This is a genomic window from Streptomyces sp. NBC_00370 (assembly GCF_036084755.1).
Lineage (GTDB): Bacteria > Actinomycetota > Actinomycetes > Streptomycetales > Streptomycetaceae > Streptomyces.
On sequence record NZ_CP107968.1, the window covers coordinates 4,793,347 to 4,819,774 of the forward strand.

General features: G+C 71.6%; 18 protein-coding genes and 1 tRNA gene. 14 read left to right on the top strand and 5 right to left on the bottom strand.

Going from position 1 to position 26,428, the window contains the following annotated elements:
- The first annotated feature begins 115 nt into the window (after window positions 1-115).
- From OHS57_RS21395 to OHS57_RS21420, 6 genes are all read left to right on the top strand, one after another.
- Window positions 116-313 (top strand): hypothetical protein, encoded by a 198-nt coding sequence (locus OHS57_RS21395; RefSeq protein ID WP_041986542.1) that lies wholly within the window; start codon window positions 116-118, stop codon window positions 311-313.
- 396 nt (window positions 314-709) lie between these two features.
- Entirely contained in the window at window positions 710-3,544 is a 2,835-nt protein-coding gene (gene topA / locus OHS57_RS21400) for a type I DNA topoisomerase (RefSeq protein WP_041986539.1), read from the top strand.
- A gap of 145 nt (window positions 3,545-3,689) precedes the next feature.
- Window positions 3,690-7,145 (top strand): dTMP kinase, encoded by a 3,456-nt coding sequence (gene tmk / locus OHS57_RS21405; RefSeq protein WP_328583046.1) that lies wholly within the window; start codon window positions 3,690-3,692, stop codon window positions 7,143-7,145.
- Between the two features lie 76 nt (window positions 7,146-7,221).
- Window positions 7,222-8,427, top strand: a complete 1,206-nt coding sequence (locus OHS57_RS21410; RefSeq protein ID WP_041986536.1) for a DNA polymerase III subunit delta' — start codon at window positions 7,222-7,224, stop codon at window positions 8,425-8,427.
- Window positions 8,428-8,515: 88 nt separating this feature from the next.
- Window positions 8,516-10,111, top strand: a complete 1,596-nt coding sequence (locus OHS57_RS21415; RefSeq protein ID WP_328583047.1) for an alpha/beta hydrolase — start codon at window positions 8,516-8,518, stop codon at window positions 10,109-10,111.
- Between the two features lie 97 nt (window positions 10,112-10,208).
- Window positions 10,209-10,282, top strand: a tRNA-Thr gene (locus OHS57_RS21420).
- A gap of 56 nt (window positions 10,283-10,338) precedes the next feature.
- Here OHS57_RS21420 and OHS57_RS21425 read toward each other — a convergent pair.
- Window positions 10,339-11,322, bottom strand: a complete 984-nt coding sequence (locus tag OHS57_RS21425) for a PQQ-binding-like beta-propeller repeat protein (RefSeq protein WP_328583048.1) — start codon at window positions 11,320-11,322, stop codon at window positions 10,339-10,341.
- A gap of 548 nt (window positions 11,323-11,870) precedes the next feature.
- On the opposite strand from OHS57_RS21425, the gene OHS57_RS21430 reads away from it, so the two are divergent.
- From OHS57_RS21430 to OHS57_RS21455, 6 genes are all read left to right on the top strand, one after another.
- The gene (locus OHS57_RS21430) at window positions 11,871-14,474 is read left to right on the top strand and encodes a sensor histidine kinase (protein WP_328583049.1); all 2,604 of its coding nucleotides are present in this window, start codon (window positions 11,871-11,873) and stop codon (window positions 14,472-14,474) included.
- Window positions 14,471-14,872 carry a roadblock/LC7 domain-containing protein gene (locus OHS57_RS21435; RefSeq protein WP_041986505.1) on the top strand — a complete coding sequence of 134 codons (402 nt, stop codon included), beginning with the start codon at window positions 14,471-14,473 and terminating at the stop codon, window positions 14,870-14,872. Before OHS57_RS21430 ends, OHS57_RS21435 begins: the two co-directional genes overlap by 4 nt.
- A gap of 87 nt (window positions 14,873-14,959) precedes the next feature.
- Complete coding sequence (locus OHS57_RS21440; RefSeq protein WP_328585124.1) at window positions 14,960-16,165, top strand: ABC transporter substrate-binding protein; 1,206 nt, start codon at window positions 14,960-14,962, stop codon at window positions 16,163-16,165.
- A 1-nt stretch (window position 16,166) separates the two neighbouring features.
- Window positions 16,167-18,239, top strand: a complete 2,073-nt coding sequence (locus tag OHS57_RS21445; protein ID WP_328583050.1) for an ABC transporter permease — start codon at window positions 16,167-16,169, stop codon at window positions 18,237-18,239.
- Entirely contained in the window at window positions 18,236-19,069 is an 834-nt protein-coding gene (locus tag OHS57_RS21450; protein ID WP_328583051.1) for an ABC transporter ATP-binding protein, read from the top strand. Before OHS57_RS21445 ends, OHS57_RS21450 begins: the two co-directional genes overlap by 4 nt.
- A gap of 10 nt (window positions 19,070-19,079) precedes the next feature.
- A complete protein-coding gene (locus OHS57_RS21455) occupies window positions 19,080-19,808 on the top strand; it encodes an ABC transporter ATP-binding protein (protein WP_041986486.1) in 729 nt (242 codons plus the stop codon).
- Window positions 19,809-19,914: 106 nt separating this feature from the next.
- Here the strand turns inward: OHS57_RS21455 and OHS57_RS21460 are convergent, their stop codons facing one another.
- Window positions 19,915-21,132: an FAD-dependent monooxygenase gene (locus tag OHS57_RS21460; protein ID WP_328583052.1), complete on the bottom strand. Its 1,218-nt coding sequence runs from the start codon at window positions 21,130-21,132 to the stop codon at window positions 19,915-19,917.
- Window positions 21,133-21,441: 309 nt separating this feature from the next.
- On the opposite strand from OHS57_RS21460, the gene OHS57_RS21465 reads away from it, so the two are divergent.
- Window positions 21,442-22,377, top strand: coding sequence for an NADP-dependent oxidoreductase (locus OHS57_RS21465; protein ID WP_328583053.1), 936 nt, complete (start codon window positions 21,442-21,444; stop codon window positions 22,375-22,377).
- A 21-nt stretch (window positions 22,378-22,398) separates the two neighbouring features.
- On the opposite strand, the gene OHS57_RS21470 is transcribed toward OHS57_RS21465, so the two are convergent.
- A complete protein-coding gene (locus OHS57_RS21470) occupies window positions 22,399-23,739 on the bottom strand; it encodes a PP2C family protein-serine/threonine phosphatase (RefSeq protein ID WP_328583054.1) in 1,341 nt (446 codons plus the stop codon).
- Between the two features lie 166 nt (window positions 23,740-23,905).
- Between OHS57_RS21470 and OHS57_RS21475 the strand changes: the two genes are divergently transcribed.
- Entirely contained in the window at window positions 23,906-24,649 is a 744-nt protein-coding gene (locus OHS57_RS21475) for an N-acetylmuramoyl-L-alanine amidase (RefSeq protein ID WP_328583055.1), read from the top strand.
- A gap of 97 nt (window positions 24,650-24,746) precedes the next feature.
- Here the strand turns inward: OHS57_RS21475 and OHS57_RS21480 are convergent, their stop codons facing one another.
- Both OHS57_RS21480 and OHS57_RS21485 read right to left on the bottom strand, forming a co-directional pair.
- On the bottom strand, window positions 24,747-25,763 hold the full coding sequence (locus tag OHS57_RS21480; RefSeq protein ID WP_052457044.1) for a chitinase: 1,017 nt from the start codon (window positions 25,761-25,763) through the stop codon (window positions 24,747-24,749).
- Window positions 25,764-25,962: 199 nt separating this feature from the next.
- Window positions 25,963-26,421, bottom strand: coding sequence for a hypothetical protein (locus OHS57_RS21485; protein ID WP_328583056.1), 459 nt, complete (start codon window positions 26,419-26,421; stop codon window positions 25,963-25,965).
- Between the last annotated feature and the right edge of the window lie 7 nt (window positions 26,422-26,428).

A 26,428-nucleotide genomic window follows, 5' to 3' on the forward strand; every position in this document is an offset into this window, starting at 1 on the left:
GCCGTGCGTGGCGTTCACCCGCAGTTCGTGTCCGTGACGTCCCGAGGTGCCAGCCTCGGCCTTCTGCCGGTTCGGCAGGGGCTCAGGCAGCACGACGGGACGGCGAGGTACGGACATGGAGAGCGGCCCGGCGGTCTTCGCGGGTGCGGTGTTCGCGCTGTTCGGCGCCGCGCTGCTGCTGTGGACGGGAGCGCGCGTCCTGCACCGCGCGCCGGTGGCCCACGGGGTGCGGCCTGCGACGTCCATCACGCTCGCGACACTCTCGGGCGTGGTCTTTCTCGCTCTCGGCGTGTGGTGCTTCAGTCGTATGTGATCCAAGCGTCCTGCCGCCGGCAGGTTAATCGGCGGAGTCGGCCACCACGGCCCGACCATGATCGACCAGCTCCGCCAGGTGGCCCCGACAGGGCACCGGACCTGCGCGGGACTCGCTTCCGTGCCCCGCGCACCGACCGTCCCGCCGCACCGCGCGGAAGCCGTCGGCCGGACGGCCCGGCGCGGCAGGTAGCGGGGTCCGGGCGGCAGGAATGGCTGGAGTCGGGTTACCGTTCGAGGGTCCGTTGCGGGTTTTGCCGTTTGACACGGGGGCGGGTTGTACCGTCACACTCCGCAGCGGAGCAGCGTCACAGCGAGGCCAGGGCGGGCCCGCGGTGCCGTAGTGCCGTACAGCAGTACGGGCCCACCGAGCGCCGATCCGGAGAGAAGAGCGAAGTTGTCCCCGACCAGCGAGACCGCACACGGCGGCCGCCGACTCGTCATCGTCGAGTCGGCGACCAAGGCGAAGATGATCGAGGGCTACCTCGGCCCCGGCTACGTCGTCGAGGCGAGCGTCGGGCACATCCGCGACCTCCCGAACGGCGCGGCCGAGGTGCCCGAGAAGTACACCGGCGAGGTGCGCAGGCTCGGCGTGGACGTCGAGAACGACTTCGAGCCGATCTACGTCGTCAACGCCGACAAGAGGGCCCAGGTCAGGAAGCTCAAGGACCTGCTGGCCGACTCCGGCGAACTCTTCCTCGCGACGGACGAGGACCGCGAGGGCGAAGCCATCGCGTGGCACCTGCAGGAAGTGCTCAAGCCCAAGGTCCCCGTCCACCGGATGGTCTTCCACGAGATCACCAAGGACGCGATCAGGGCCGCCGTCGCCAACCCGCGTGAGCTGGACACACGCATGGTCGATGCCCAGGAGACCCGCCGCATCCTCGACCGCCTCTACGGCTACGAGGTCTCGCCCGTCCTGTGGAAGAAGGTCATGCGCGGCCTGTCGGCCGGCCGCGTCCAGTCCGTCGCCACCCGCCTCGTCGTCGAGCGCGAACGGGACCGCATCGCGTTCCGCTCCGCCGAGTACTGGGACCTGACGGGCACGTTCAACACCGGCCGCGCCGGCGACGCGTCCGACCCGTCGCAGCTGGTCGCGCGGCTCTCCGCCGTCGACGGCCGCAGGGTCGCCCAGGGCCGTGACTTCGGCTCCGACGGCCGGCTCAAGTCGGACCAGGTGCTGCACCTCGACGAGACGAACGCCCTCGCGCTCGCCGCCGCCCTGCGCGAGACGTCCTTCGCCGTGCGCTCGGTCGAGTCGAAGCCGTACCGCCGCTCGCCGTCCGCGCCGTTCCGTACGACGACGCTCCAGCAGGAGGCCTCGCGCAAGCTCGGCTTCGGCGCGAAGTCCACCATGCAGGTCGCCCAGAAGCTGTACGAGAACGGCTTCATCACCTACATGCGTACGGACTCCACGACCATCTCGGACACCGCGATCTCGGCGGCCCGCGCGCAGGTCACGCAGTTGTACGGGGCGAACTACCTGCCGGACAAGCCGCGTACGTACGCCAACAAGGTCAAGAACGCGCAGGAGGCGCACGAGGCGATCCGTCCTTCGGGCGACCGCTTCCGCACTCCTGCGGAGACCCGGCTCACCGGTGACCAGTTCAAGCTCTACGAGCTGATCTGGAAGCGGACCGTCGCGTCCCAGATGAAGGACGCGGTCGGCAACAGCGTCACCGTCAAGATCGGCGGCCTCTCCAACGACGGCCGGAACGCCGAGTTCTCCGCCTCCGGCAAGACCATCACCTTCCACGGCTTCATGAAGGCGTACGTCGAAGGCGCCGACGACCCGAACGCCGAGCTGGACGACCGCGAGCGGCGGCTGCCGCAGGTGGCCGAGGGCGACCCGCTGTCGGCGGACGACATGTCGGTCGACGGCCACGCCACCAAGCCGCCGGCGCGCTACACCGAAGCCTCGCTGGTCAAGGAGTTGGAAGAGCGCGAGATCGGCCGCCCGTCGACGTACGCCTCGATCATCGGCACCATCCTCGACCGCGGTTACGTCTTCAAGAAGGGCACGGCACTCGTGCCGTCCTTCCTGTCCTTCGCCGTGGTCAACCTGCTGGAGACGCACTTCGGCCGGCTCGTCGACTACGACTTCACGGCCCGGATGGAGGACGACCTCGACCGCATCGCGCGGGGCGAGGCGCACTCCGTGCCCTGGCTGCGGCGCTTCTACTTCGGCCAGGGCGACGAGGAAGCCGGCGCGGCTTCGGCGGCCGGGAACGGCGACGGGGACCACCTCGGCGGCCTCAAGGAACTCGTCGCGGACCTCGGCGCGATCGACGCCCGGGAGATCTCCTCCTTCCCGATCGGCGACGGGATCATGCTGCGCGTCGGCCGCTACGGCCCGTACGTCGAGCGCGGCGAGAAGGACGAAGAGGGCCACCAGCGGGCCGATGTGCCCGAGGACCTGGCCCCCGACGAACTGACGGTGGAGTACGCGGAGGAGCTGCTGGCCAAGCCCAGCGGCGACTTCGAGCTGGGTGCCGACCCGGAGACCGGGCACCAGATCATCGCGCGGGACGGCCGGTACGGCCCGTACGTCACGGAGGTGCTGCCCGACGGCACCCCGAAGACCGGCAAGAACGCGGTCAAGCCGCGCACCGCCTCGCTCTTCAAGTCCATGTCCCTGGACACGGTCACGCTGGCCGACGCCCTCAAGCTGATGTCGCTGCCCCGGGTGGTCGGCACGGACGCCGAAGGTGTCGAGATCACCGCGCAGAACGGCCGCTACGGCCCGTATCTGAAGAAGGGCACGGACTCGCGCTCGCTGCAGACCGAGGACCAGCTCTTCGACATCACGGTCGACGAGGCGCTGGCGATCTACGCCCAGCCCAAGCAGCGCGGCAGGGCGGCGGCCAAGCCGCCGCTGAAGGAGCTGGGCACGGACCCGGTCAGCGGCAGCCCGGTCGTCGTCAAGGACGGCCGCTTCGGCGCGTACGTCACGGACGGCGAGACCAACGCGACGCTGCGCAGCGACGACAGCGTCGAGGAGATCACGCCCGAGCGGGGCTACGAACTACTCGCCGAGAAGCGCGCCAAGGGCCCGGCCAAGAAGAAGACGACGGCGAAGAAGGCCGCCGCCAAGAAGGCACCGGCGAAGAAGGCGGCGGCGAAGAAGACCACCGCCAAGAAGACGGTCGCCAAGACCACGGCCAAGAAGACGGCGGCGAAGAAGTCGACCGCGAAGTCGACCGCGTCCTCGGCTTCCCAGCAGGACGAGTAGCCGGACGAGCGGACCGCGCCGCCGGGGGAGTTGACCCTCCGGCCGGGCGCTGTGGCGATACGCGGCGGGGCGAGTTCTGCCCTGCCGCGTCCGTTTGTTCGGACGGGGTCGTCATGGTGTCGGACGCTCCGGATAGGCTGGGCGAATGACGCGAGCCGAGCAGCCAACGGTCGTGAGCCCCACCTCCGACTCCGACGCACTTGCCGCAGACTCACGAGAGCGCGCCGTACGATCTTTGTTGCGCCTCCCTCCGCTCCGGCGGCTGTGGGGCGCTCAGCTCGTCGGCGGGATCGGCGACGTACTCGCCGTGTTCGTGCTTCTGCTGCTGTCGTTGCAAGCGGCGGTCTCCGAGGGCTCGTTCGGTGCCGGATACCGAGGGGTGGCCTTCGCGGTCGCCGCGGTGTTCGGTGCCCGGATCCTTGCCACGCTGTTGTTCGGGGCCCTTCTCCTGGGCCCGATCACCACGTTGCTGACCCCGGGCACCCGACCCAGGAAGACCGTCCCCGACACGACCGATCCCGGTGCCACACCCGTCGGCGCGACAGCGCCGTCCGGTGCCACGGTGCCCACCCTCGACGCCGAGCCGGCCAAGGCTCCCAAACCGGTCAAACCGGCGCGGGAGGGCGGTCCGTTCGACCGCCGCTGGACGATGATCGTCGCGGACGTGCTGCGGGTCGCGCTGCTCATCGTCGCGCCGCTGTGGATCACATGGACGCCTGACCGCGCCCTGCCGATCCTGCTCAGCACGGTCTTCGTGGCCGGTGTCGCCGAGCGTTTCTGGACGGTCGCGAAGGAGAGCGCGGCGCCCGCCCTGCTCCCGGCCCCGCCGCTGGAGGGCGCTGCCGTACGGCCGCTGCCCGACCACCTCGACGCGCTGCGCCGGCTGTCGCTGCGGACGACCTTCCTGGCCGTACCGGCCGCGGCCGCGGTCCTGCTCGTCGCCGCGCTGATCAGTAATCTGCTGGGCACGGGCATCGGCTGGTTCTCGCTGCACCAGGCGGCCCTCGCCTCGTACGTGGCGGCCGGGCTGTTCGCCGCGTCCGTCTCCACCCTGTACTTCCTGGAACTGCCCGGCGGCCGGACGCCCCGTCCGCACTCGCCGCTCGAAGGGCTGCGCCGGCCCGTCGGCGGGCCCGGCGGTGAGCGCGACGGACTCGACAAGGGCCGTACGGGCGCCGTGCCGTTGCTCGTGCTGGCCTGCTCGGCCATCGCCGCGGCCATCGCCTCCGCCGTCGCCGTATCCGTACTGCACGCCAAGGACCTGGGCGGCGGCCCCGTCGCCTTCGCCCTGCTCGTCCTCGCCCTCACGGGCGGTACGGGCCTGGGCATCCGGTCGGCGGCCAAGGTGCTGCCCAAGCTGTCCCGCAACCGGCTGCTCGTGCTGGCCATCGCGGTCACCGGCATCGCCCTGCTCGTCATGGGCCTCGTGGCCGACACGGCCACGGTGCTGTTCCTCGCGCTGCTCGCCGGTTACGCGGCGGGCGTCGCCGCCAACACCGGCCACACGCTCATCGATCTGCAGAGCGAGGACCACCGGCGTGGCCGGGTCACCGACCATCTGCACGCCGTCGTCCGGGTCTTCGTGGGCCTGGGCGTCGTCATCGCCCCGCTGGTCGCCGCCGCGATCGGCCCGCACCGCCTCGCCAACGGTGACTTCGTCTTCGCCCACGGCGGAGCCGCCTTCACCCTGATGCTGGTCGGCGCGCTGCTGCTGCCCGTCGCCGCCGTCGTCCTCGCCAAGACGGACGACCGCTCCGGCGTGCCGCTGCGCCACGACCTGCGGGACGCGCTGCGCGGCGGCGCCGACCCGGTGCAGGCACCCGCGGCGACCGGCTTCTTCCTCGCGATAGAGGGCGGGGACGGGGCCGGCAAGTCGACGCAGGTCGAGGCCGTCGCCGAATGGATCCGCGCGAAGGGCCACGAAGTGGTCGTCACGCGCGAGCCCGGCGCGACCCCGGTCGGCAAGCGGCTGCGCACGATCCTGCTCGACGTGTCGAGCGCGGGTCTTTCGAACCGCGCGGAGGCTTTGCTGTACGCGGCGGACCGCGCCGAGCACGTCGACTCGGTCGTACGCCCCGCCCTGGAGCGCGGCGCGATCGTCATCTCCGACCGGTACATCGACTCGTCCGTGGCCTACCAGGGCGCGGGCCGGGACCTGTCACCGATCGAGATCGCCCGGATCTCGCGCTGGGCCACGGCGGGACTCGTACCGAACCTGACGGTGCTGCTCGACGTCTCGCCCGAGGCGGCGCGCGAGCGCTTCACCGAAGCGCCTGACCGGCTGGAGTCCGAGCCCGCCGAGTTCCACCAGCGGGTGCGGACCGGCTTCCTGACCCTGGCCGCCGCCGACCCCGGCCGCTATCTCGTGGTGGACGGCGCCCAGGAGCCGGGCGCTGTCTCCACCGTCGTACGGCACCGCCTCGACCAGATGCTGCCGCTGTCCGAAGCCGAGATCCAGGCCCAGGAGGACGCGCGGAAGGCCGCGATCGAGGAGGCCCGCAGGCGCGCCGAGGAAGAGGCGGCGCGCAAGGCGGAGGAGGAGCGGCTGGAGCGCGAGCGGCAGGCGCAGCTCGCCAAGCTCCGCGCCGAGGAGGAGGAGCGTAAGCGCCGCGAGCTGGAGGAGGCGCGGCAGCGCGAGGCCGAACGGCAGGCGGAGGAGGCCAGGCAGCGGGCGGAGGAAGCCCGTCAGCAGGCCGAGGAGGACCGCAGGCGCCGGGAGGCCGAGGAGCAGGCGTACGAGGCGGAGCAGGCGCGGCTCAGGAAGCAGGCCGAGGAAGAGGCCAAGCTGCGCGCCGAGGCCGAGGAGCGCCGGCTGGAGAAGCAGCGCAGGGCGGAGCAGGCGCTGCTGCGTGCCGAGGAGGCACGGCGGCTCGCCGAGGAGTCGGCCGCCGCTGCGGCTGCGGCAGCGGCCGAGAGGCAGGCAGCGGCTGAGAAGCGGGCGGCGGACGAGCGGAGCAAGGACAAGCCGGCCGCCGGTGAGCGGGATGCCGGCAAGCCGGGCGCCGGTGAGCGGAGTGTCGCTCCGGACGATGTGACGCAGGAGGTCCCGGCGGTACGGCCCGACGCGACGCGGCCGGACGACGCCGAGACGACGGTGATGCCGCAGATCACGGACGCGCCGGAGAGCGGCGCGCAGGGCAGTCCTGAGCCGGGCCGCAAGCCCGGCGGGTCGGGGTCTGGGTCGGGGTCGGCGTCCGACCGGTCGGCGTCCGACAGGTCGGTGGACGAGACGGCCAAGCTGCCGCCCGTACCGTCGTCGGCCGCCGCTCCTACGTCTGGCCCTGCCGCGGCTTCCGCTGCCGGGCGGGACACCGACCCGGCGGACCGGGTTCCGCACGGCTTTTTCCGCGACGACGCGGCGCAGCAGGGTGCCGCGCAGCACGGCGCGGCCGAGCCCGCGGACGGCGGCAACGACCGGACCAGGGAGCTGCCGCAGATCGATCCGGCGCAGTCGGCGCAGGCGGCCCAGCCGTCGCCCCGCCGCCGCTCCGACTGGGCGGAGGAGACTCCCCTGGACGACCTCCCGACCCTGGCCGACGAGCTGCTGGGCCCGCACGACGACGAGGAGGACACCGGGGGACGGCGTGGCCGCCGCCGCTGATTGTCAGACCCCGCCCGCACAATGGATCCAGCAACGAATCCAGCAAGGACATGACGCGCGGAGGCGGTGACGGCGGATGACCGTTTGGGACGACCTGGTCGGACAGGACCGGGTCCGGGACACGCTCGCCGCCGCCGCCCGTGACGCCGACGCCAGGGTGACGGCGGAGGCCCAGGGCACCGCACCGCCCGAGGCGTCCAAGATGACGCACGCCTGGCTGTTCACGGGCCCGCCGGGGTCGGGGCGCTCCACCGCCGCCCGTGCCTTCGCCGCCGCCCTCCAGTGCACGAGCCCGGACCGTGCGCTCGGCGGCGAGCCGGGCTGCGGATTCTGCGACGGCTGTCATACGAGCCTGATCGGCACGCATGCGGACGTCGACATCATCCGCACGGACCTGCTGTCCATCGGCGTGAAGGAGACCCGCGAGCTGATCCGCCGCGCCGGGCTCTCCCCCGCGGGAGGGCGCTGGCAGGTCAACATCCTGGAGGACGCCGACCGCCTCACCGAAGGCGCGGGCAACGTCCTGCTGAAAGGCGTCGAGGAGCCCGCGCCCCGCACGGTCTGGCTGCTCTGCGCGCCCTCCCTGGAGGACGTGCTGCCGACGATCCGCTCCCGCTGCCGCCATCTCGTCCTGCGTACCCCGCCGGTCGACGCTGTCGCCGACGTCCTGATCAGACGGGACGGCATCGAGCCCGACGCCGCCCATGCGGCGGCGCGCGCCACCCAGGGCCATATCGGCAGGGCCCGCCGCCTCGCCACCGACGAGCGGGCCCGCGCCCGGCGCGCCACAGTACTGAAACTCCCGCTGCGGGTCGCGGACATCGGCGGCTGCCTCCGGGCGGCACAGGAGCTGATCGACGCGGCGACGGAAGACGCGAAGCAGGTCGCCGAGGACGTCGACGTCAAGGAGACCGAGGACATGAAGGCGGCCCTCGGCGCGTCGGCGGGCGGCCGGATGCCGCGCGGCACGGCCGGCGCGATGAAGGAGCTGGCCGACCGTCAGAAGCGCCGTTCGACCCGTACGCAGCGCGACAGCCTCGATCTCGCCCTCACCGACCTCACGGGCTTCTACCGGGACGTGCTGGCCATCCAGGTCGGCTCGAAGGTCCAGCTCGCAAACGAGGACGTACGGGACGCGCTGGACCGGGTCGCCCGCGACTCCACCCCCGAGCGCACGCTGCGCCGGATAGAGGCGGTCGTCGCCTGTCGCCAGGCGCTGGACCGCAATGTGGCACCTCTGCTGGCGGTGGAGTCGATGGCGGTGTCCCTGCGCGCGGGCTGACCGCGTGCCAGATGCTTGCGCCGTCCCGCTCACCCGTACGAGGAGTTCCGGCGGGCGGCGGACCGGCCGGGGCGGTTAGGCTCCGCTGATGGACACCAGGCGCCTGTTCCGTTCCTCCGCCACGGCCGTCGTCGCGGTCGGCCTGCTCATCTCCGGCTGCAGCTCGGGCAGTTCCTCGCCGAAGGCGTCGGCCTCCGACACGGCGTCCGGCGCCGCTTCGGGCACGGCGTCGGCCGGCAGCGCGGCACCGGAGGGCGGGGCGGGCCCCGTGGACCAGGCGGCCCTGAAGAAGTACTACGACCAGAAGCTCGACTGGCGCTCGTGCGGCCCCTCGGGTTTCCAGTGCGCCACGCTGAAGGCCCCGCTCGACTACGCGAAGCCGTCCGGCGCCGAGATCGACCTGAAGGTGGCCCGCAAGAAGGCGACGGGCCCCGGCAAACGCCTCGGCTCCCTCCTCGTCAACCCGGGTGGCCCCGGCGGCTCGGCCATCGACTACCTCACGGGGTACGCGGGCATCGGCTACCCGGCCCAGATCCGCGCCCGGTACGACATGGCGGCCGTCGACCCGCGCGGCGTCGCCCGCAGCGCTCCCGTCGAATGCCTCACCGGCAAGGAGATGGACGCCTACACCCAGGTCGACCAGACCCCCGACGACCAGGCCGAGACCACGGCGCTGTCGGCGGCCTTCAAGAAGTTCGCCCAGGGCTGCGAGAAGCGGTCGGCCAAGATCCTCCCGCACGTCTCCACCGTCGACGCCGCCCGTGACATGGACATCTTCCGGCAGACGCTGGGCGACAAGAAGCTCTCCTACGTCGGCGCCTCGTACGGCACCTTCCTCGGCGCGACGTACGCGGGCCTGTTCCCCAAGAACACCGGCCGGCTTGTCCTCGACGGCGCGATGGACCCGTCCCTCCCGGCCCGCGAACTCAACCGCGACCAGACCGCGGGCTTCGAGACGGCCTTCACGTCCTTCGCCGACGACTGCGTCAAGAAGAGCGACTGCCCCCTGGGCACGAAGTCCGCGGCCGACGCCTCGACGCGGATGAAGTCGTTCTTCCACACCCTGGACGCCAAGCCGATCCCGACCGGCCAGAGCCGCAAGCTGGGGGAGTCCCTCGCCACCACGGGGGTGATCGAGGCCATGTACGACGAGTCGGCCTGGCCGCAGCTGCGCGACGCGCTCACCAGCGCGATGTCCGGCGACGGAGCCGCGCTCCTCGCCATGGCCGACTCGTACTACGAGCGCCAGAGCAACGGCAGTTACGCGAACCTGATGTTCGCCAACTCCGCCGTGAACTGCCTCGACCTGCCGCCGGCCTTCGCCACCCCCAAGGACGTCGAGGCCGCGATCCCGTCGTTCGAGAAGGCGTCCCCGGTCTTCGGCGAAGGCTTCGCCTGGGCCTCCCTGAACTGCGCCTACTGGCCCACCAAGGCCACCGGCACCCCGCACCGCATCACAGCCGACGGCGCGGCCCCGATCGTCGTGGTCGGCACCACCCGCGACCCGGCGACCCCCTACAAATGGGCCCAGTCCCTCGCCGCCCAGCTCTCCTCCGGCACCCTCCTCACCTACAACGGCGACGGCCACACGGCCTACGGCCGCGGCAGCGACTGCATCGACACGGCGATCAACACCTACCTCCTGGAGGGCACACCCCCGGCAGCGCACAAAAAGTGCTCCTGACCTGCCCAAAGGCCCCCAAGATGGACGTGTACGGACCACCCCTCGAAACTGTGTAGACTTGGCGTCGCTGCTGATCGCACCATGGTGCAGACGGCATGCCGCCTTAGCTCAGTTGGCCAGAGCAACGCACTCGTAATGCGTAGGTCTCGGGTTCGAATCCCGAAGGCGGCTCTGTGGAAGCCCCAGGACTCACTCGCCGTGACCTGGGGCTTTTGCTTGGGGTTTTTCTACTGTACGGCGTAGAGGTGGCCGTTTCGGGTGGCCAGGTAGGTCAGGCCGTCCATGGTCGCCGGGGCGTTCACCCAGTCGGTGGCGGGGAACTTCCAGTGCAGGTCGCCGGTGGCTGCGTCGACCGCGTAGAGGGTGAAGTCCCAGCTGCCGAAGTGGACCAGGCCGTCGGAGACGACTGCGGGGGATGCCACCGCGCCGTCTGTGGGGAACTTCCAGCGGGGTTCTCCGGTGGCGGCTTCCACCGCGTACAGGTGGTTGTCCCAGCTTCCGCAGTAGACGAGGCCGTTCGTGACCACCGGGGACGCGGTGACGTAGTGGCTCGTGCGGAACTCCCATTTCTGGTGGCCGGTGTGGGCGTCCACCGCGTACAGGCTGCTTCCGCTGCCGACGTAGACGGTTCCGTCCGCTACCGCCGGGCCTGAGCCTTCGCCCCATTCGCGGCCTGTGGTGAACCGCCAGTGCTGCCGGCCGGTGGCGGCGTCCAGGGCGTAGAGGCCGCCGCCGGCGCGCTGGCCTGCGTGGACGTACAGCACGCCGTCGGCCGCTGCCGGGCGCGGGGATACCTGGCAGGGGGTGAACTCCCAGCGCTGGTGGCCGGTGGTGGCGTCGAGGGCGTGCAGGCCCTTTTCGCCGCCCACGTAGAGCGTGCCGTCGGCCATCAGGGGTGTTGACCTCATGGGGGCGCCGGTGGTGGTCTTCCAGCGCGGGTGTCCTGTCGCCGCGTCCAGGGCGTACACCCGGCCGTCCCCGTGGTCGGTGCCGAAGTACACCGTGCTGTCGGCCACCGTCGGGTGGGTCGTCCCGGTCCGGTCACTGCCCGAGGTGAAGCTCCAGCGTTGCTCGCCGGTGGCCGCGTCCACCGCGTACACGTCGGATCCGCTGCTGACGTATACGCCGCCGTCCGCCGCGGACGGTGCCGAGATCGCGCGGGTGCCGGGGGAGAAGTGCCACCGCTGCTGCCCCGCGCCGGAGTTCGCCATCCTCGGTCCTCTCCCGTGGTCCGACAGGGTCGGTCGCTGCCTCTGTCGCAGGGTCCCGCACGCGGTGGGGGAGGGGAAGTTCTCTTGTTCCGGTGTGACTGAAATTGGAGGTATGAGAGGACACGTTGCGCTAGCGAATCTAACCATTCTGCAACGACCCGACAGACGTGGACGGGCAGTCAAGTCGCCGCGCCGGAGCGGTTCGTGAGCGTTCGGTCGGGCCTCTGTGGTGGCGTCGCGAAGTGTCCGACCCCTGGTCAAAGGGGGTTTGGTGGACTGTTTCGGCTAATTGGCCGCGTCCCGGGCCGGGTTGTTGCCGTCGCGCCGGTGACCGTGTTGGATCGACTTTGTTCTGGTGTGACCGGACATTTTTCGCCTGTGACGCGTCTGTGGTTACGTGCTACGGCTTAAGATCAAGCCGCGCCACTGGGGCCTCATCCGCACCGTGAGCACCATGACCGGAGACCTCAGCGACACCCCACGACCCGTTAACAGGTATCTGCGTTGACACCGATACTCGGCAGTGGTTCCGGCAACGGAGCCGCCCAGTGAAAATCAATCGTCGTCTCGTCCTGCTGGTCACCGCGCCTCTCACCGTGGCGGTCACCTTCTCGGTGCTGGCACTCGCGCCGGCGACCGACCAGGCGGTCCAGGCCAACCGGCTGACCGCGATGGTCGATGTCGCGGCCAGCGCGGGAGAGTTGACCCGTCAGCTTCAGAGCGAGCGGGTCGCAGCCACCGCGCTTGTCTCCAAGCAGGGAGATTTGGATGAGTTTCGAGTAAGTACCACCAAGACCGACAAGAGCGTCGCCGACTTCCGTAAGGACGCCCGGAAGCTGACCGAGGTGCCGGGCAGCGCGCAGGGGGCCCTGGACCGTATCCAGCGCTTCATCGACGAGATGCCCGCCCTGCGGGCCCAGGTGCGCTCCGGCACCAGCACCATCTCCGCGCTCGCCTTCGGCTACCGCATCGTGATCGCCGACCTGAACAACTACCGCGACGGCATCGCGCAGGCCGACGGCGTCGACGCCGACATCGCGGACCAGATCCGGGCCGCTGCCGCCCTGTCCAAGGCGGCCGAGTACCGGGCCCAGGACCAGGTCACGGTCATGCGGGCGCAGTCCGCCGGCGGCTTCACGACCGCCTCGCAGCGGACGTTCGAGGGCGGTCAGCTGGGCTACACCGAGTCGATCGGCGTCCTCTACGACCTCGGCCCCGCCGAGTGGCGGACCTGGCTGGAGCGCACGCTGTCCGGTCCGAAGGCGCTGGAGGCCCGGCGACTCGAGGACAAGATCGGCCGTACGGGCACGAGCCAGGACATCGACGTCACGCCGAAGGCCTGGCAGAAGGCGTCCACCGACCGGCTGTCCCTGCTGGGCGACGTGGAGAAGCAGATCGACGCGGCCGTCTACGCGACGGTCAAGGAGGAGCGCTCCACGCTCCTGTGGACGGCGGGGGCCGAAGCCGCCCTGGTGCTGCTGACCCTGTTCGGCGCCGTCTTCGTCGCCATCCGGCTGGGCCGCGTCATGATCCGCCGGCTGCGTGACCTGCGTAACGCCGCCCACGAGGTCGCCCATACCGGGCTGCCCGCCGTGATGACGGAGCTGTCCCAGCCCGGCGCGCTGAGATCCGCATCGCCCGAGGAGATGGCCGCGCGGACCGGCAACCCGGTCAAGACCACGGGTGACGACGAGATCGGCGAGGTCGGCGAGGCGTTCAACGCCGTCCACCACGAAGCCGTCCGGCTGGCCGCGCAACAGGCCCACATCCACGAGCAGTTCGCCGAGACGCTGGTCCGTGTCGCCCGAAGGGGCGCGCAGTTGACCACCGTTATGGTGTCCGAGCTGGACGCGGTGCAGCGTGACGAGGCCGACCCCGAGCGTATGAAGACGCTCTTCGCCCTCGACCACCTCGCCATCCGCATGGAGCGCAACACCAACAACCTGCTGGTGCTGGGCGGTTACGGGAACGCCCGGGTGCGCGCGAGCGACATCGAGTGCTCCACCGTCGTCGTGGCCGCCGCGCAGCAGATCGAGCGCTTCGACCGGGTGTCGCTCGGCGTCATCGAGGCGGGGATCGGCATCGCCGCCCGCGCCGTGCACGACGTGGCGCACATCCTGGCCGAACTCCTCGACAACGCCACGCGGTTCTCGCCGCCCGACAAGCAGGTCGGGGTCGCCGTCTGGCGGCTGTCCGACCGGGCCGTCGTACAGATCGTGGACGAGGGCGTCGGCATCAAGGCCGAGCGCCGCGCCGTGCACAACGCCGCGCTGCGCGCGCCGCAGGCGGGCATCGGCGACGTACGGTCCATGGGCCTGCACGTGGTGTCGCGGCTCGCCGCGCGGCACGGCATCGTCGTCGAACTGCGCGACTCGTCCGGCCCCGGCACGATCGCCGAAGTCACCCTGCCGTCCAACGTGCTGGCCACGCTGCCGCAGACGGCGCCGTCCGCGCCGCAGGGCATGTTCGGCGAGGACCGTGACCAGGACGACCGCGGCAACCAGGTGCGCTACGAGGCGCCCCGGCCCATCGCGGCGCCGGGCCAGAACGGCCGCAGGCAGCCCGCCGGAGGCGGCGGTTGGCCCGACCAGAACAATCCGAACGACCAGAACAACCCGAACAACCGGCCCGGCCGGAACAATCCGAACGACCCGAACAACCGGAACGGCTCGTCCGCCGGTATGCCCGAGCGGCCGAACGGTCCCCTGCGTACGCCCGAACGGCCCGGCGCCCCCGTCGGGGCCGGGGTCGGAGCCGGCGCCGGTGGTACGCCCGTGGGCGGCCGTCCGCCCGGCCAAGGGGCCGGCGGCCAGGCGTCCGGCGGGTACCAGGGCGGAGTCCGCCAGGGCCCCCCGCCCGCCGCGCGCCCCGTGCGCGACCCGGTGCGCGACGAACCGGTCTCGCGTGTCGCCGGCGTCAGCTCCTCGGGACTGCCGCTGCGGCAGCGCAACACCCCGCAGCAATGGCCCACCTTGGGCAACAAGGACAGTGCCGAACCGCGTTCGGCAGCCGCCACACCGAGGCCGTCACCCCGCCGCCGGGACTCCCGGCAGGTCTCTGATGTCCTGGCGGCATACACCCAGGGGATCAGCAGGAGTACGAACCGCGGGCGCTCCGCCAGCGACGCCGACACCGAACGGAGCAAGAAATGACCTCACCCACCGACCTCAGCTGGATACTGAGCGGCTTCGCCGGACGCATCCCGGAGATCTCCTCGGCCATCGCCGTGTCCGTGGACGGACTGGCCCTGGCCTACACCGGGGTGAGCCAGGACGACGCCGACCGGCTGGCCGCCATCTCCTCAGGTGTGGTCAACCTGCTGTCCGCCGCTGCGCACTTGACGAACACCGATCCCGTCGAGCACAGCCTCACCGCGATGGAGGGCGGCTACATGTTCTCGATGGCCGTCTCCAGCGGTGCCTCCCTGCTGGTGACCACCACCAGGGACGCGGACATCGGTGAGGTCAGCTACATGATGTCCGAACTGATCAACCAGGTGGGCGACTCGCTGTCGCCCCAGGTCCGCGACCCGAGCACGCTGCCCGGCTGACCGCAGGGCCGCCTCCGTAGCCGCTTCACCGTACGACCGCACCATCCGTACGAGCTGTCCCGCCCCCTCCACCTGATGAGAGCTTTCATGTTCTTCGACATATCCCCTTCACGCCGCCGTAGATTCCGGCCGGTCGGCGCCACCGTCCTCGTCCTCGGTCTGGCGGCCGCGAGCGGGTGCAGCGGCAACAGCGCCGCCGGCGACGACGACACCGTGAAGGTCGGCCTGGTGGCCTCCCTGTCCGGCACGTACAAGCCGGTCGGCACCGAGCTTGAGGCCGGCTTCAAGCTCTACCTCGACACCCACGACAACAAGCTGGGCGGCCGCAAGGTCGAACTGCTCGTGGCGGACGAGGGCGACGGCCCGCCCACCGCGGTGCCCGCGACCACCAAGCTGGTGAAGAAGGACAAGGTCGACGTCCTGACGGGTCTCGTCAGTGGTGGTTCGGTCGCCGCGGTGATGCCGCTGGTCGACCAGGCCAAGATCCCCTTCCTGGGGTCGAACGCCCGGCCGCCCATCAAGGACCTCAGCTACGTCTGGACGACGAGCTTCCTGTCCGACGAGCCGGGCAAGGCCATCGCCCCGTACGTCAAGGAGAAGGTCAACGGACCGGTCTACGCGATCGGCCCTGACTACCAGGGCGGCTACGACGAACTGCGCGGTTTCACCGACGAGTACAAGCGCATCGGCGGCAAGCTCGCCAACCCGGACGGGAAGACCGCCTGGACGCCGTTCCCGCAGACCACCAACTTCATGCCGTACTTCGCGAAGATCGCGCAGTCCGACGCCAAGGCGGTGTACAGCTTCTACGCCGGTAAGGCCGCGATCGACTTCGCCAAGCAGTACGCGCAGTCCGACGTCGCCGACCTGCCGCTGTACACGGCCTTCGTCACCGAGGGCAGCGTGCTCCAGGCGCAGGGCCCCGCGGCGAAGGGCATCTACTCGGTCCTGAACTACGCGGCGGACCTGGACAACCAGGCCAACCGTACGTTCGTCGCCGACTGGACGGCCGAGCACGACTCGCAGCCCACCACGTACGCGATGGCTTCGTACGACGCCGCTTCCGTCCTGGACAAGGCGATAGCCGACGCGGCGAAGAAGGGCGACGTCACGCCGCAGACCATCAACAAGGCCATCGGCGGCCTGGGCCAGATCGACAGCCCGCGCGGCGCCTGGGAGTTCGGCGACAAGGCGCACTCGCCCGTGCAGTCCTGGTACCTGCGTCAGGTACGGCCCGACGGTGACCAGCTCGCCAACGTCGTGGTGCAGGACCTGGCGACGCTCGGCGGCTGACATGGGATCCATCGATGCCCACCTCATGCCGGCGGTGGACGGAGTGGCCTACGGGCTGCTGCTGTTCGTCGTCGCCGCCGGCCTGAGTCTCGCCTTCGGCACCGCGGGGGTGCTGAACCTGTCGCACGGCACGCTGTACGCCATCGGCGCGTACACGGGAGCCGAGCTGAGCGACGGGACCTGGGGCGGTCTGGCCCTCGGGCTGGCCGCCGGGACCGCGGCGGCGTGCGCGGCCGGGGCGGGTCTCTCCGCCGCGACCGCACCGCTCGCCCGGCGTGGGCATCTCGCGCAAGCACTGCTGACGTTCGGGCTCGCCCTGATCGGCGGTGATCTGCTCATCCAGTTCTTCGGGGCGGACGAGCTCCCCGTCCGCGTCCCCGAGGCGCTCGACTCGTCGGTGACGCTGCTGGGCCACCGGTACCCCGCGTACCGGCTCTGCTTCATCGTGATGGCGCTGGTCCTCGCCGCGTTCGGTACCTGGGTGCTGACCAGGACCCGGGTCGGCGCCGCGGTACGCGCCGCCGCCGACGACCCGCAGATGCTGGCGGCCACGGGCCACAACCCCCGGGCGGTGCACACCGGCGTCCTCGCGGCGGCGGGTGCGCTGGCCGGTGCGGCGGGTGTGCTCGGGGCGCCGATCATCGGCCCCGGGCCCGGTACGTCCGAGAACGTGCTGATGCTGTCCCTCGTGGTGGTCGTCCTCGGCGGGCTGCGCTCGCTGTGGGCGACGCTCCTCGCGGCGATCGCCGTGGGCGAGGTCCAGACCCTGGGCGTCTCGATCGCTCCCGACCTCGCGCCCTACCTGCTCTTCGCCGCGATGGCGGCCGTGCTGGTACTCCGCTCCCGCCTCGCGGAACCGGCGACCGTGCACGGCCCGGAGGGACCGTCGGCGGACCCGGTGGCGCGGCTCCGGCGGCAGTTGGCCGGACGGCTGCGGTCGCGTCGGTCAACTGTCGTTCCCGCACAGGCGAGTTCGGTACCTGCGGTCTCGCCGCACGAGCCGTCCGGACCGGCCGAGCCGCCCGCGCCGTCCGGACCGGCCGTCAAGCGCGTGGGTCCCTTCGCCGCCCTCAACCGGCTTCCGGGCGGGGGCGCGTGGCGGCAGGCCGCTCCGCTGCTCGTTCTGCTCGTCCTGCTGATCGCGCTGCCGGGGATGCTCGACGCGTACAGCATCACGCTGGCCGGGTCCGCCCTCGCCCTGGGGCTGCTCGCGGTCAGTGTCACCATCCTCACGGGGTACGCGGGGCTGCCCACGCTGGGCCAGACCGCGCCGTTCGCCGTCGGCGCGTACGCCACGGCGAACCTCGCCGACGCCGGGTGGAACATGGGCCCGGTCCAGGTCGTCCTCTCGGCGCTCGCCGCCGCGGTCTTCTCCCTGGCGACCGGGCCAGCCGTCATCCGGGCACGCGGCACGACCGTACTGATGATCACGCTCGCCATCGGCGAGCTGAGTAGCGCGGTCATCAACCAGTTCAAGTCCGTCACCGGTGGCGCCGACGGTCTCGTCGGCTTCCCGTCCACGCAGGCGCTGTGGGGCGGGGAGGGGATGACCGACGAGAGCCAGGTCTACAACTACGCGCTCGTCGTCGCCGTCGTCGCCGTGGCCGTCACCCTGTTCGTACTGCGGTCCCCTGCGGGGAAGTTGCTGACCGGCACCAGGAGCGCGGAGGCACGCATGCGCGCCTCCGGGCATCCGGTGGGACGGTATCTGCTGGTGGCGCACATCTGCGCGGGCGCGCTCGCGGGCGTCGGCGGCTCGCTGATGGTCACCGTCCAGCAGTACCTCTCACCCGCCGACGTGGGCTTCGAGATCGCCGCCTTCGCGCTGCTCGCGGTCGTCATCGGCGGTTCGACGTCCGTGATCGGCGCCCTGCTGGGCGCCGGCCTGATCGTCGCCACCCGGGACTGGGTGGCCAGTTCATGGCCGGGACACGGGCCGCTGCTGCTCGGCGCGCTGTTCGTCGCCGCCGTGTACCTGCTGCCCCGCGGCCTCGCCGGTCTGCGCGGCGCATCGAGGCGCGGCGGGTCGCAGGACGCGGCCACCCCGACCCTCGCCGGGAAGGTCTCCTCATGACGTCCGCACCGACCGACGCACCGATCGAGGTATCGGCCGACGCACCGGCGCATCCGGTGCTGGAGCTGACCCGACTCACCCGCAGGTACGGCAGTCTCACCGCCGTCGACGACGTCAGCCTGCGGCTTCCGGCCGGCGCCCGGCACGCCGTGATCGGCCCCAACGGCGCGGGCAAGACCACCCTGCTGAATCTCATCGCGGGTACGGACAAGCCCGACCAGGGCACGATCGTCCTCGGCGGTACGGACGTCACGCGCAAGTCCACCGCCCGGCGCAGCCGTCTCGGGATCGCCCGCAGCTTCCAGCAGCCCGTGGTCATACCCGAGTTGACGGTGCTGGACAACGTCGTACTGGCCGGCTGGCCGCACCACCCGAAGCGCCGCGGTGCCTGGCGCAGCCCGTCCCGGCTGCGGCTGCACGCCGAGTCCGCGCTCCGCCGTCTGGAGGCCGTCGGTCTCGCCGACATCGCTCACCAGCCGGCCGCCACGCTCTCGCACGGACAGCGCCGGATGCTCGACCTCGCCGCGGCGCTGGCGGGCGAGCCGCGCCTGCTGCTCCTGGACGAGCCGGCCGCGGGGCTGACGGACGGTGACATCGGGCGGCTGCTCGGCATCCTCGGCGGGCTGCCGGCAGACGTCGCGATCATCCTGGTCGAGCACCATGTCGAGGTCGTGGCCCAACTCGCCTCGACCGTGACGGTGTTGGCGGCGGGACGAGTGGTCGTCACCGCACCGACGCAGGAAGCGCTCGCGCACCCCGAGGTGCGCGACGTCTACCAGACCGATCCGAAGGCCGATGTGTCCGCCGCTCCCGCAGACGAGAGAGGATGACGGACCCCCGATGCTCGAACTCTCCGGTCTGACCGCCGGCTACCACGGCGGCACCGTCCTGCACGGTCTCGACCTGTCGGTGGCCGCAGGCACGGTCCATGCCGTCGTCGGTCACAACGGCGCCGGCAAGACCACGCTCGTCCACACCGTCGCGGGGCTGATGCGCCCCAGCGCGGGCACCGTACGGCTCGACGGCCGGGACGTGACGGGGCAGCCCGCGCACCTGATCGCCCGCGCCGGGATCGGTCTCGTACCGCAGGGCCGCCGCGTGTTCGCCGGGCTCACCGTCGCGGAACACCTGCGGCTGTCGCACCGTCCGCCGCGCCGTGGCGACACCACGCGCCCCAGCGTGTGGACCCCCGCGCGCGTCCTGGAACTGCTGCCCCGGCTCGGCGAGCGCCGCGACAACCGGGGGGCGGATCTGTCCGGCGGCGAACAGCAGATGCTGGCACTCGCCCGCGCGCTGCTCGGCTCGCCGAGCGTGCTGCTGCTCGACGAGCCGACGGAAGGCCTCGCGCCCGCACTCGTCCAGCAGGTGCACGAGCTGGTCGTCACGCTGGCGGACGAGGGCATCGCCGTCCTGCTGGTGTCGCCCAGCCCGGCGCGGGCGGTCGAGTGCGCCCGTACGATCACGGTGCTGACCTCGGGACGGATGACGCTACGGCTCGACGGCGCGGACGCCCGTACCGACGCCACCGAGCTGCACGCCGCACTCGAACTGGCCCCGCAGGCAGGCTGATCCACGCGCGGCAGGCAGTGCGCATGCGCACCCGGACCCGGCCCCGCACCCGTATGTGGGCCCGGGTGCGGCGTCACCGACCACCGCACCCGGCCTGCGCCGAGGGCTACTTGGTCTTCATGCTGTGGCCGCCGAAGCCGCTGCGCCGGTCGGAGCCGCTGTTCTGGTCCTGCCACCACGCCTCGAACTCCGGCTGGCCCATGGCGGACCAGTCGGGGGTGTTCTCCACCTGCGCGCTGCCCATCCGCCGCGCGAGCGCGACCATCGCCGACCCCACGGCGCCCCGGTTCACGTCGTACCTCTCCAGGGCCTCCTTCCAACTGCCCCCGGCCACCAGGGCGGCCTCCAGCGCGGTGGCGTCCTGGAGCGCCTTCACACTGCCGGCGCCGATGTGTGGCCGGGCGACGCTGGCGGCGTCGCCGACGAGCACCATCCGCCCCGAGGTGTAGTGCGGCACCTCCAGGTCGTAGATGGGCTGGATGAAGGTCGTCTCGGCGGGCGTGCCGAGGACCTTCTCCGCCCAGTACGGCGGGAAGTGCTCGGCGACGAGGTCGCGCAGGTGCGCGGTGAGCTGCGAGTTGAGCCGGCCGGGCGGCAGGGAGGTGGGGGTCTTGAGGTCGGGGTGGAGGCCGTCGACCTGCGGGGGCTCGGTGTAGAGCACCCAGTTGAGCAGGTGGCCGCCGGAGCCGTCCGGGATGCGGTAGGCCATGCAATGGCCGCCGGGGAAGACGATGTTGTGCGCGTCGTGGCCGTCCGAGGGGAGACCTGAGGTGTCCCGCGACGTACCGCGCCAGCCGATGTAGCCGGCGTACGTCGCGCCGGCGCCGGGGAACATGGCCTCACGGACGACGGAACGGTACCCGTCGGCGCCGATCACGGCGTCGAAGTGCTCCGCGTGGCCGTCGGCGAGTCGCAGCGTCACACCCTCGTCGTCCGGTTCCAGACCGGTCACCACGGCGCCGGAGCGGTAGGAGACGTCCTCGGGCACGCGGCGGCGCAACTCGCTCCACAGCGAACCCCAGTTGTAGGCGCGGAAGGGGAACGGCTGCTCACCGAGGGCCCTGCCGTGCCGCGCTTCGCCGTCGCGTACGGTCCACACCCGCCGGGTCAGCGGCGCCCAGGGCATCTCGGGCGCCACGTACCCGGCGTCCCGCAGCTCGTCGTACCGGTCGCTCTGGAGGGCGATACCCACCCCCCTGTCGCGGAGTTGGGCATCGGCGCGCTCGAAGACGGTGATCTCCCCGGCTCCGCCGCGCGACGCCGCCAGGGCCGCGGCGCACCCCGCTATGCTGCCGCCGACGACCGCTATGCTGCCTCCACGCATGACTGGCTCTCCACTCACTTGGTGTTCCGGTCGCCGTTCCCCGCGCTGTCGCACCGGGCGCAACCGGGGGTGAAATCCGGCTGAGTCGGCGCTCGTTGTCCCGCTTCCCGCGGTCGGCGCCTGCCGGGGATCCTACCGAGGGGCGCGCGGGCGCCCGGCGGCGCACGTACCCCCGGATCGTCACTCCCCTGACACACCGACAGACGCCATTCGGGCCATCGCGCGAGAAGTCCGCCCCGTGTGCGGCGTGCGGGAGGCTCACGCGACGTACGGTCGTCGGTGACAGCCCCCGACCCGGAGGAATGACGCATGCGAGCCATCACCGTCCAGGACCGTGACGCCGGCGTCGGCGGCTTCACCCTGACCGATCTGCCGTATCCGCACGCCGCGGAGAACGACGTGATCGTGCGCGTCCACGCGGCCGGATTCACGCCGGGCGAGCTGGCCTGGCCCGCCAGCTGGACCGACCGGGCCGGGCGTGACCGTACCCCCAGCGTGCCCGGGCACGAGCTGTCCGGTGTCGTCGCCGAACTGGGCTACGGCACGACAGGGCTGACGGTCGGTCAGCGCGTCTTCGGTCTGGCCGACTGGACCCGTGACGGTTCGCTGGCCGAGTACACCGCAGTGGAGGCCCGCAACCTCGCCCCGCTCCCCGCCGATCTCGACCACACCACGGCGGCGGCCCTGCCGATCTCCGGACTCACCGCCTGGCAGGCCCTCTTCGACCACGCCCGGCTGGCCCCCGGCCAGACGGTGCTGGTCCACGGCGCGGCAGGCAGCGTCGGATCCGTTGCCGTGCAGCTCGCCCGCGAGGTGGGCGCCCGGGTCATCGGCACGGGCCGGACCGACGCCCGTGACATGGCGGTCGGCCTGGGCGTCGACACCTTCGTGGACCTCCAGAACGAGCGCCTTGAGGACGTCGAGGAGGTGGATGTGGTGTTCGACGTGATCGGCGGCGACATCCTCGACCGCTCGGCCGCGCTGGTGCGGGCAGGCGGCACGCTCGTCACCATCGCCCGGCCGGTGACCGTCCGCCCCCGCGACGGCCGGGCCGTCTTCTTCGTCGTCGAACCCGACCGTCGCGTGCTCACGGACCTCGCCCGGCGGGTAAGGGACGGGCGGCTCAAGCCGCTCGTCGGGGCGGTGCGGCCGCTGGCCGAGGCCGCCGCCGCGTTCGGTCAGGACAGCGGCAGTCGCGACAAGCGGGCGCCCGGCAGAACGATCATCCGCGTCACGGAAGGCTGACCGCCGCCCGGCGGTCGGCGGTCAGGTCCGGTCGGGGACCCGCAGGGCCAGCAGGGCCGTGTCGTCGCTCGCCCAGCCGTCGTGGCGGGCCGCCAGCGCCGCCGCGATGTGGTCGATGGTGGCCGCCGCGTCCAGTCCGTGGCAGTCGGCGAGGGTCCGGGCCAGCTCCTCCTCGCCGAACATGGGACGGGCCGGGCCGCCGTTCTTGCCAGGCCGTGGCCGGGCCTCGCAGGCGCCGTCCGTGTAGAGCAGCAGCAGATCGCCCGCTGCCAGCCGGAAGCGGACGTCGGTCAGCCGTAGCTTGTCGACCACCCCGAGCAGGGTGCCGAACTTGCCGAGCTGTTCCACCCGGCCGTCGGCCCTTCTGACCAGGGGCGGGGGATGACCGGCCAGGCAGAGGCGGCCCGTGACGCCCGACGGTGACGTGCGGAACGTGGTGTACGCGGCGGTCAGGAAGCGGGTGGCGCCCTGGCTGCGCATCGCCGTGTTCAGCCGGTCCAGGACCGTGGCGGGGGACAGATGCTCCGACGCGTCGGCGCGCAGCGTGTACCGCGCCAGCGCGGTGACCTTCGCCGCTTCGACACCCTTGCCGCAGACGTCGCCCATCACCGCGGACCACCACGGGCCGCGGGCGTGGAACAGGTCGTAGAAGTCACCGACGACGAGGCCGGGGGAGCCGGTGGCGGAGAGATAGAGGGCCGCCGTGTCCAGGTCGGGCACCGGTTGCAGCGACGGCGGCAGCAGACTGTCCTGCAGGCTGCGGGCCAGATCGCTGGAGACCTCCAGCGCCGCGCGGGTCGCGGCCAGCGAGATCCGCAGATTGATCTCGTTGCTGACGGCGCGCGACAGGGCAGCCATCGTCTCCAGGTCCTGCGGCCGCCACGCCCGCGGACTCGGATCGATCACGCACATGCTGCCGATCGCCTCCCCGCCGGGGCCGAGGATCGGGAAGCCGGCCCAGGCCCCCACCCCCCACGGCTTGATCGCGGGGTGGCCTTCGGTACGCGGGTCGAGGGCCGCGTCCTCGACGATGAACGGAGCGCCCATGCCGACCGGGAAGTAGCAGAAGCTGTCGGGGACCGCGTTCTGCCAGGCGGCGACACCGCCGTATTCGAGGCTGGGGACGGACTTCCAGAGCGTGCGGTACTCGTCGACGAAGGTGATGGCCGCCAGCGAGCAGCCGGTCACCGCTGCGGCGAGCCGGGTCAGGTCGTCGAAGACGGGCTCGGGGCCGCTGCCCACCAGGCCTGCGGTCCGCAGCGCCGCGAGCCTGTCCGGGTCCGACAGCACCGCCGGCATCCCGTCCGCGCGCACACCGCCCGGATACCTCACGCCATCCACCAACGACCTCGCTCTCCCCATGTGTGTCACTGCAAAGGTACTGACAAGGGAGCCGTAACCGCCAAGAGCGGGTGCACCGAGCGGGTAACGCCGAGGGGGTCTCGCGTCTACCTGGCAGTAGTCACAAGGTCACTCGACTGGCCGCAGTGAACTTGGGCGCCGCCGGTAACCGCGCCAGGGTGAGCAGATGTGGCCAAGACGGCTCAAACAGTGGATAGCGCTCCTCCCACTGACCCTGGTGGTGACGTGCGACGCGCCGGGACACGAACACCGGGCGCCCGAGCAGCGGCCCCCCGCCGCGCGGGCGGCACGGCTGGTGCCCCGCCCCGTCATCCTGGGCCGGCGTGAGTGGCATGCGGACGAGAAGGCCGTGCGGGAGAAGCCGGTCTACTCCGGCCCCGTGGAGGTGATCTTCGTGCATCACACGACGCACTCCGACAAGTACGACTGCAAGCGGGACGTCCCCGAGATGCTGCGGTCGATGGAGGAGCACCACATCCACGACATGGGATGGAACGACCTCGGATACAACTTCGTCGTCGACCGCTGCGGAAACATCTACGAGGGACGCCGTGGCGGCATCGACCGGCCGGTGCGCGGCGCGCACACGAAGGGGTTCAACGTCCGCAGCGCCGGTATCGCCGTGCTCGGCAGCTTCGCGAACGGGTCGAAGCCGCCCCGCGCCATGCTGAAGGCCATCGCTGCCATCGCGGCGTGGAAGCTGGCCCCTGGCGTGGACCCGCAGGGGCGGGCGAAGCTGACGTCCACGAGCGACGAGAGCCGGTACCGCAAGGGCACGTCGGTGGAGCTGCGCACCATCTCGGGTCACCGGGACGGGTACGACACCGACTGCCCGGGCGCCGAGCTGTACGCGGCGCTGCCCTGGATCAGGAAGACGGCGGCGCGCATGCGGTACGACGCGGCGCACTGAACCGCCGTGGAACGAGGGCCAGGAGGGGAGAGGGCGGCTGCCGTCGGCAGCCGCCCTCCGGGTCCGGTGCTCGGTTCCTGTGCTTAGCCGGCGGTGCTCAGCCGGTGATGCCGTTGAAGGTGCTGGTGAACTGCCAGTCGTCCTGCGCGGTCCCGCTGCACGTGTCGGACAACTGCCCTTCGCTTCCACACGCCTTGTCCCGGCCGAGGGCCCAGAACGACAGCTCCTGGATGCCCTTGGACTTCGCGAAGTCGGCCAGGGTGTTGGCGTTGTCGACGGAGAAGACCTCCGACTGGGTGTCGTTGACCCCGATCATCGGGGTGTTGCCCTCCATCGCCCACAGTTCGGCGTCGGACTTGTCCGTCCAGATGGCGCCGAGCTGGTCGTGCAGCGCGGTCGCCGCGTCGGTGGCCGCCTTGCCCATGTCCATCGCCGAGCCGTAGTCCATCGTCATCAGGTTGACGAGGTTGACGTCCAGGCCGTTGCTCTTGGCGTTGGAGAGCAGGTCGAGCTGGTCCTGCGGCAGCCCGTCCGGGTTGGTGGCGAGCGTGTACTGCACGTCCAGCGTCTTGCCCGCGTCCGCGTACTCCTGCTGGAGTTCGGCGAGCGCCTGGTTGCGGCGGTCGTTGGCCGTGTCGTCGGCGACGGTGGCGCCCTCGATGTCGAAGTCGACCCTGGTCAGGTCGAGTTCGTCGATGACCCGCTGGTACTCGGCCTTCAGTGCGCCGACCGACGTACAGGAAGCGCCTATCTCCGTACCGCTCGCGCCGCCGAACGAGGCGATGACATCGCCGCCGGCCGCCCGCAGCGAGTTGATGGCCGAGGTCCAGCCGGCGTCGGTGATGTCGGTGTCGCCGTTGAACTTCGCGTCGCAGCCGCCGCCGTCGATGATGAAGGCGAGCGTGAAGTACTTCTGCCCGGTGGCCTCGCGGGCGTCGGTCAGCGCCTGCGGCGATGCCCATGTCTCCGCGTACGGCGCGGAGTAGTGGTCCGGGAAGCCAGGACCGGGGTCGGCGGCCGCGCTGGCGCTCGCGCCGGTGGCGACGACGGCCGTGGCCGCCAGGGCGAGGGCGGCGGGGGTGAGGGCCAGGATCTTCTTCGTCGATCGGAACACAGGAACACTCCTGTCATGTGCGCGTGGGGGCGCACACCGTGGGGGGTTGGAGCGCAGGGCTGTTCACATAGGGGAATGGGGGATCCCCACGTGAACTGTCGTTGCTGGATGAAAGTAAAGGACTAGACCAGCACGCAGTCAATCCCCTTGACAGCAATGGTTGGTGGCGGGGCCGGCTGACTGCGGCGGTGGCGCTCGGTCAGCCGCCCAGGACCAGCTTTTCCAGCGCCGCCCGCATCCGTGCGTCCGTACGCGCCCGTGCGGCGACGGCCGCCGCGAGCCGCTGCGTCCACTCGTCCAGCGGCACCGGCGTACGGGACAGCACGACGCCCCGTACGACCTTGGCGATCTCGCACGCGGGCCGTCCGTGCGTCAGCGTCAGGATCAGCCGCTGGTCGTCCAGCGAGATCTCGACCCGCTCCACCCGGCCGTCCCGGCCCGCGAGCCGGTCGCTCATGGTGCGCTTGCGGTCGAGTACGACGGCGTCCGGCGGCAGCGCCTCCGCCAGCGAACCGCTCAGCACCTGGGCGTACAGGTCCAGGTCGGCGGCGTCCCTGCGGAGCGCGGCGGCGAGTTCGTCGACGGAGCCGGCCGTGGCGTCCTCGGCCTTCTCGATACGGCCGTCGGGGGCGCTGTCCGCACCGTCACCGTCGCTCATCGGGCTC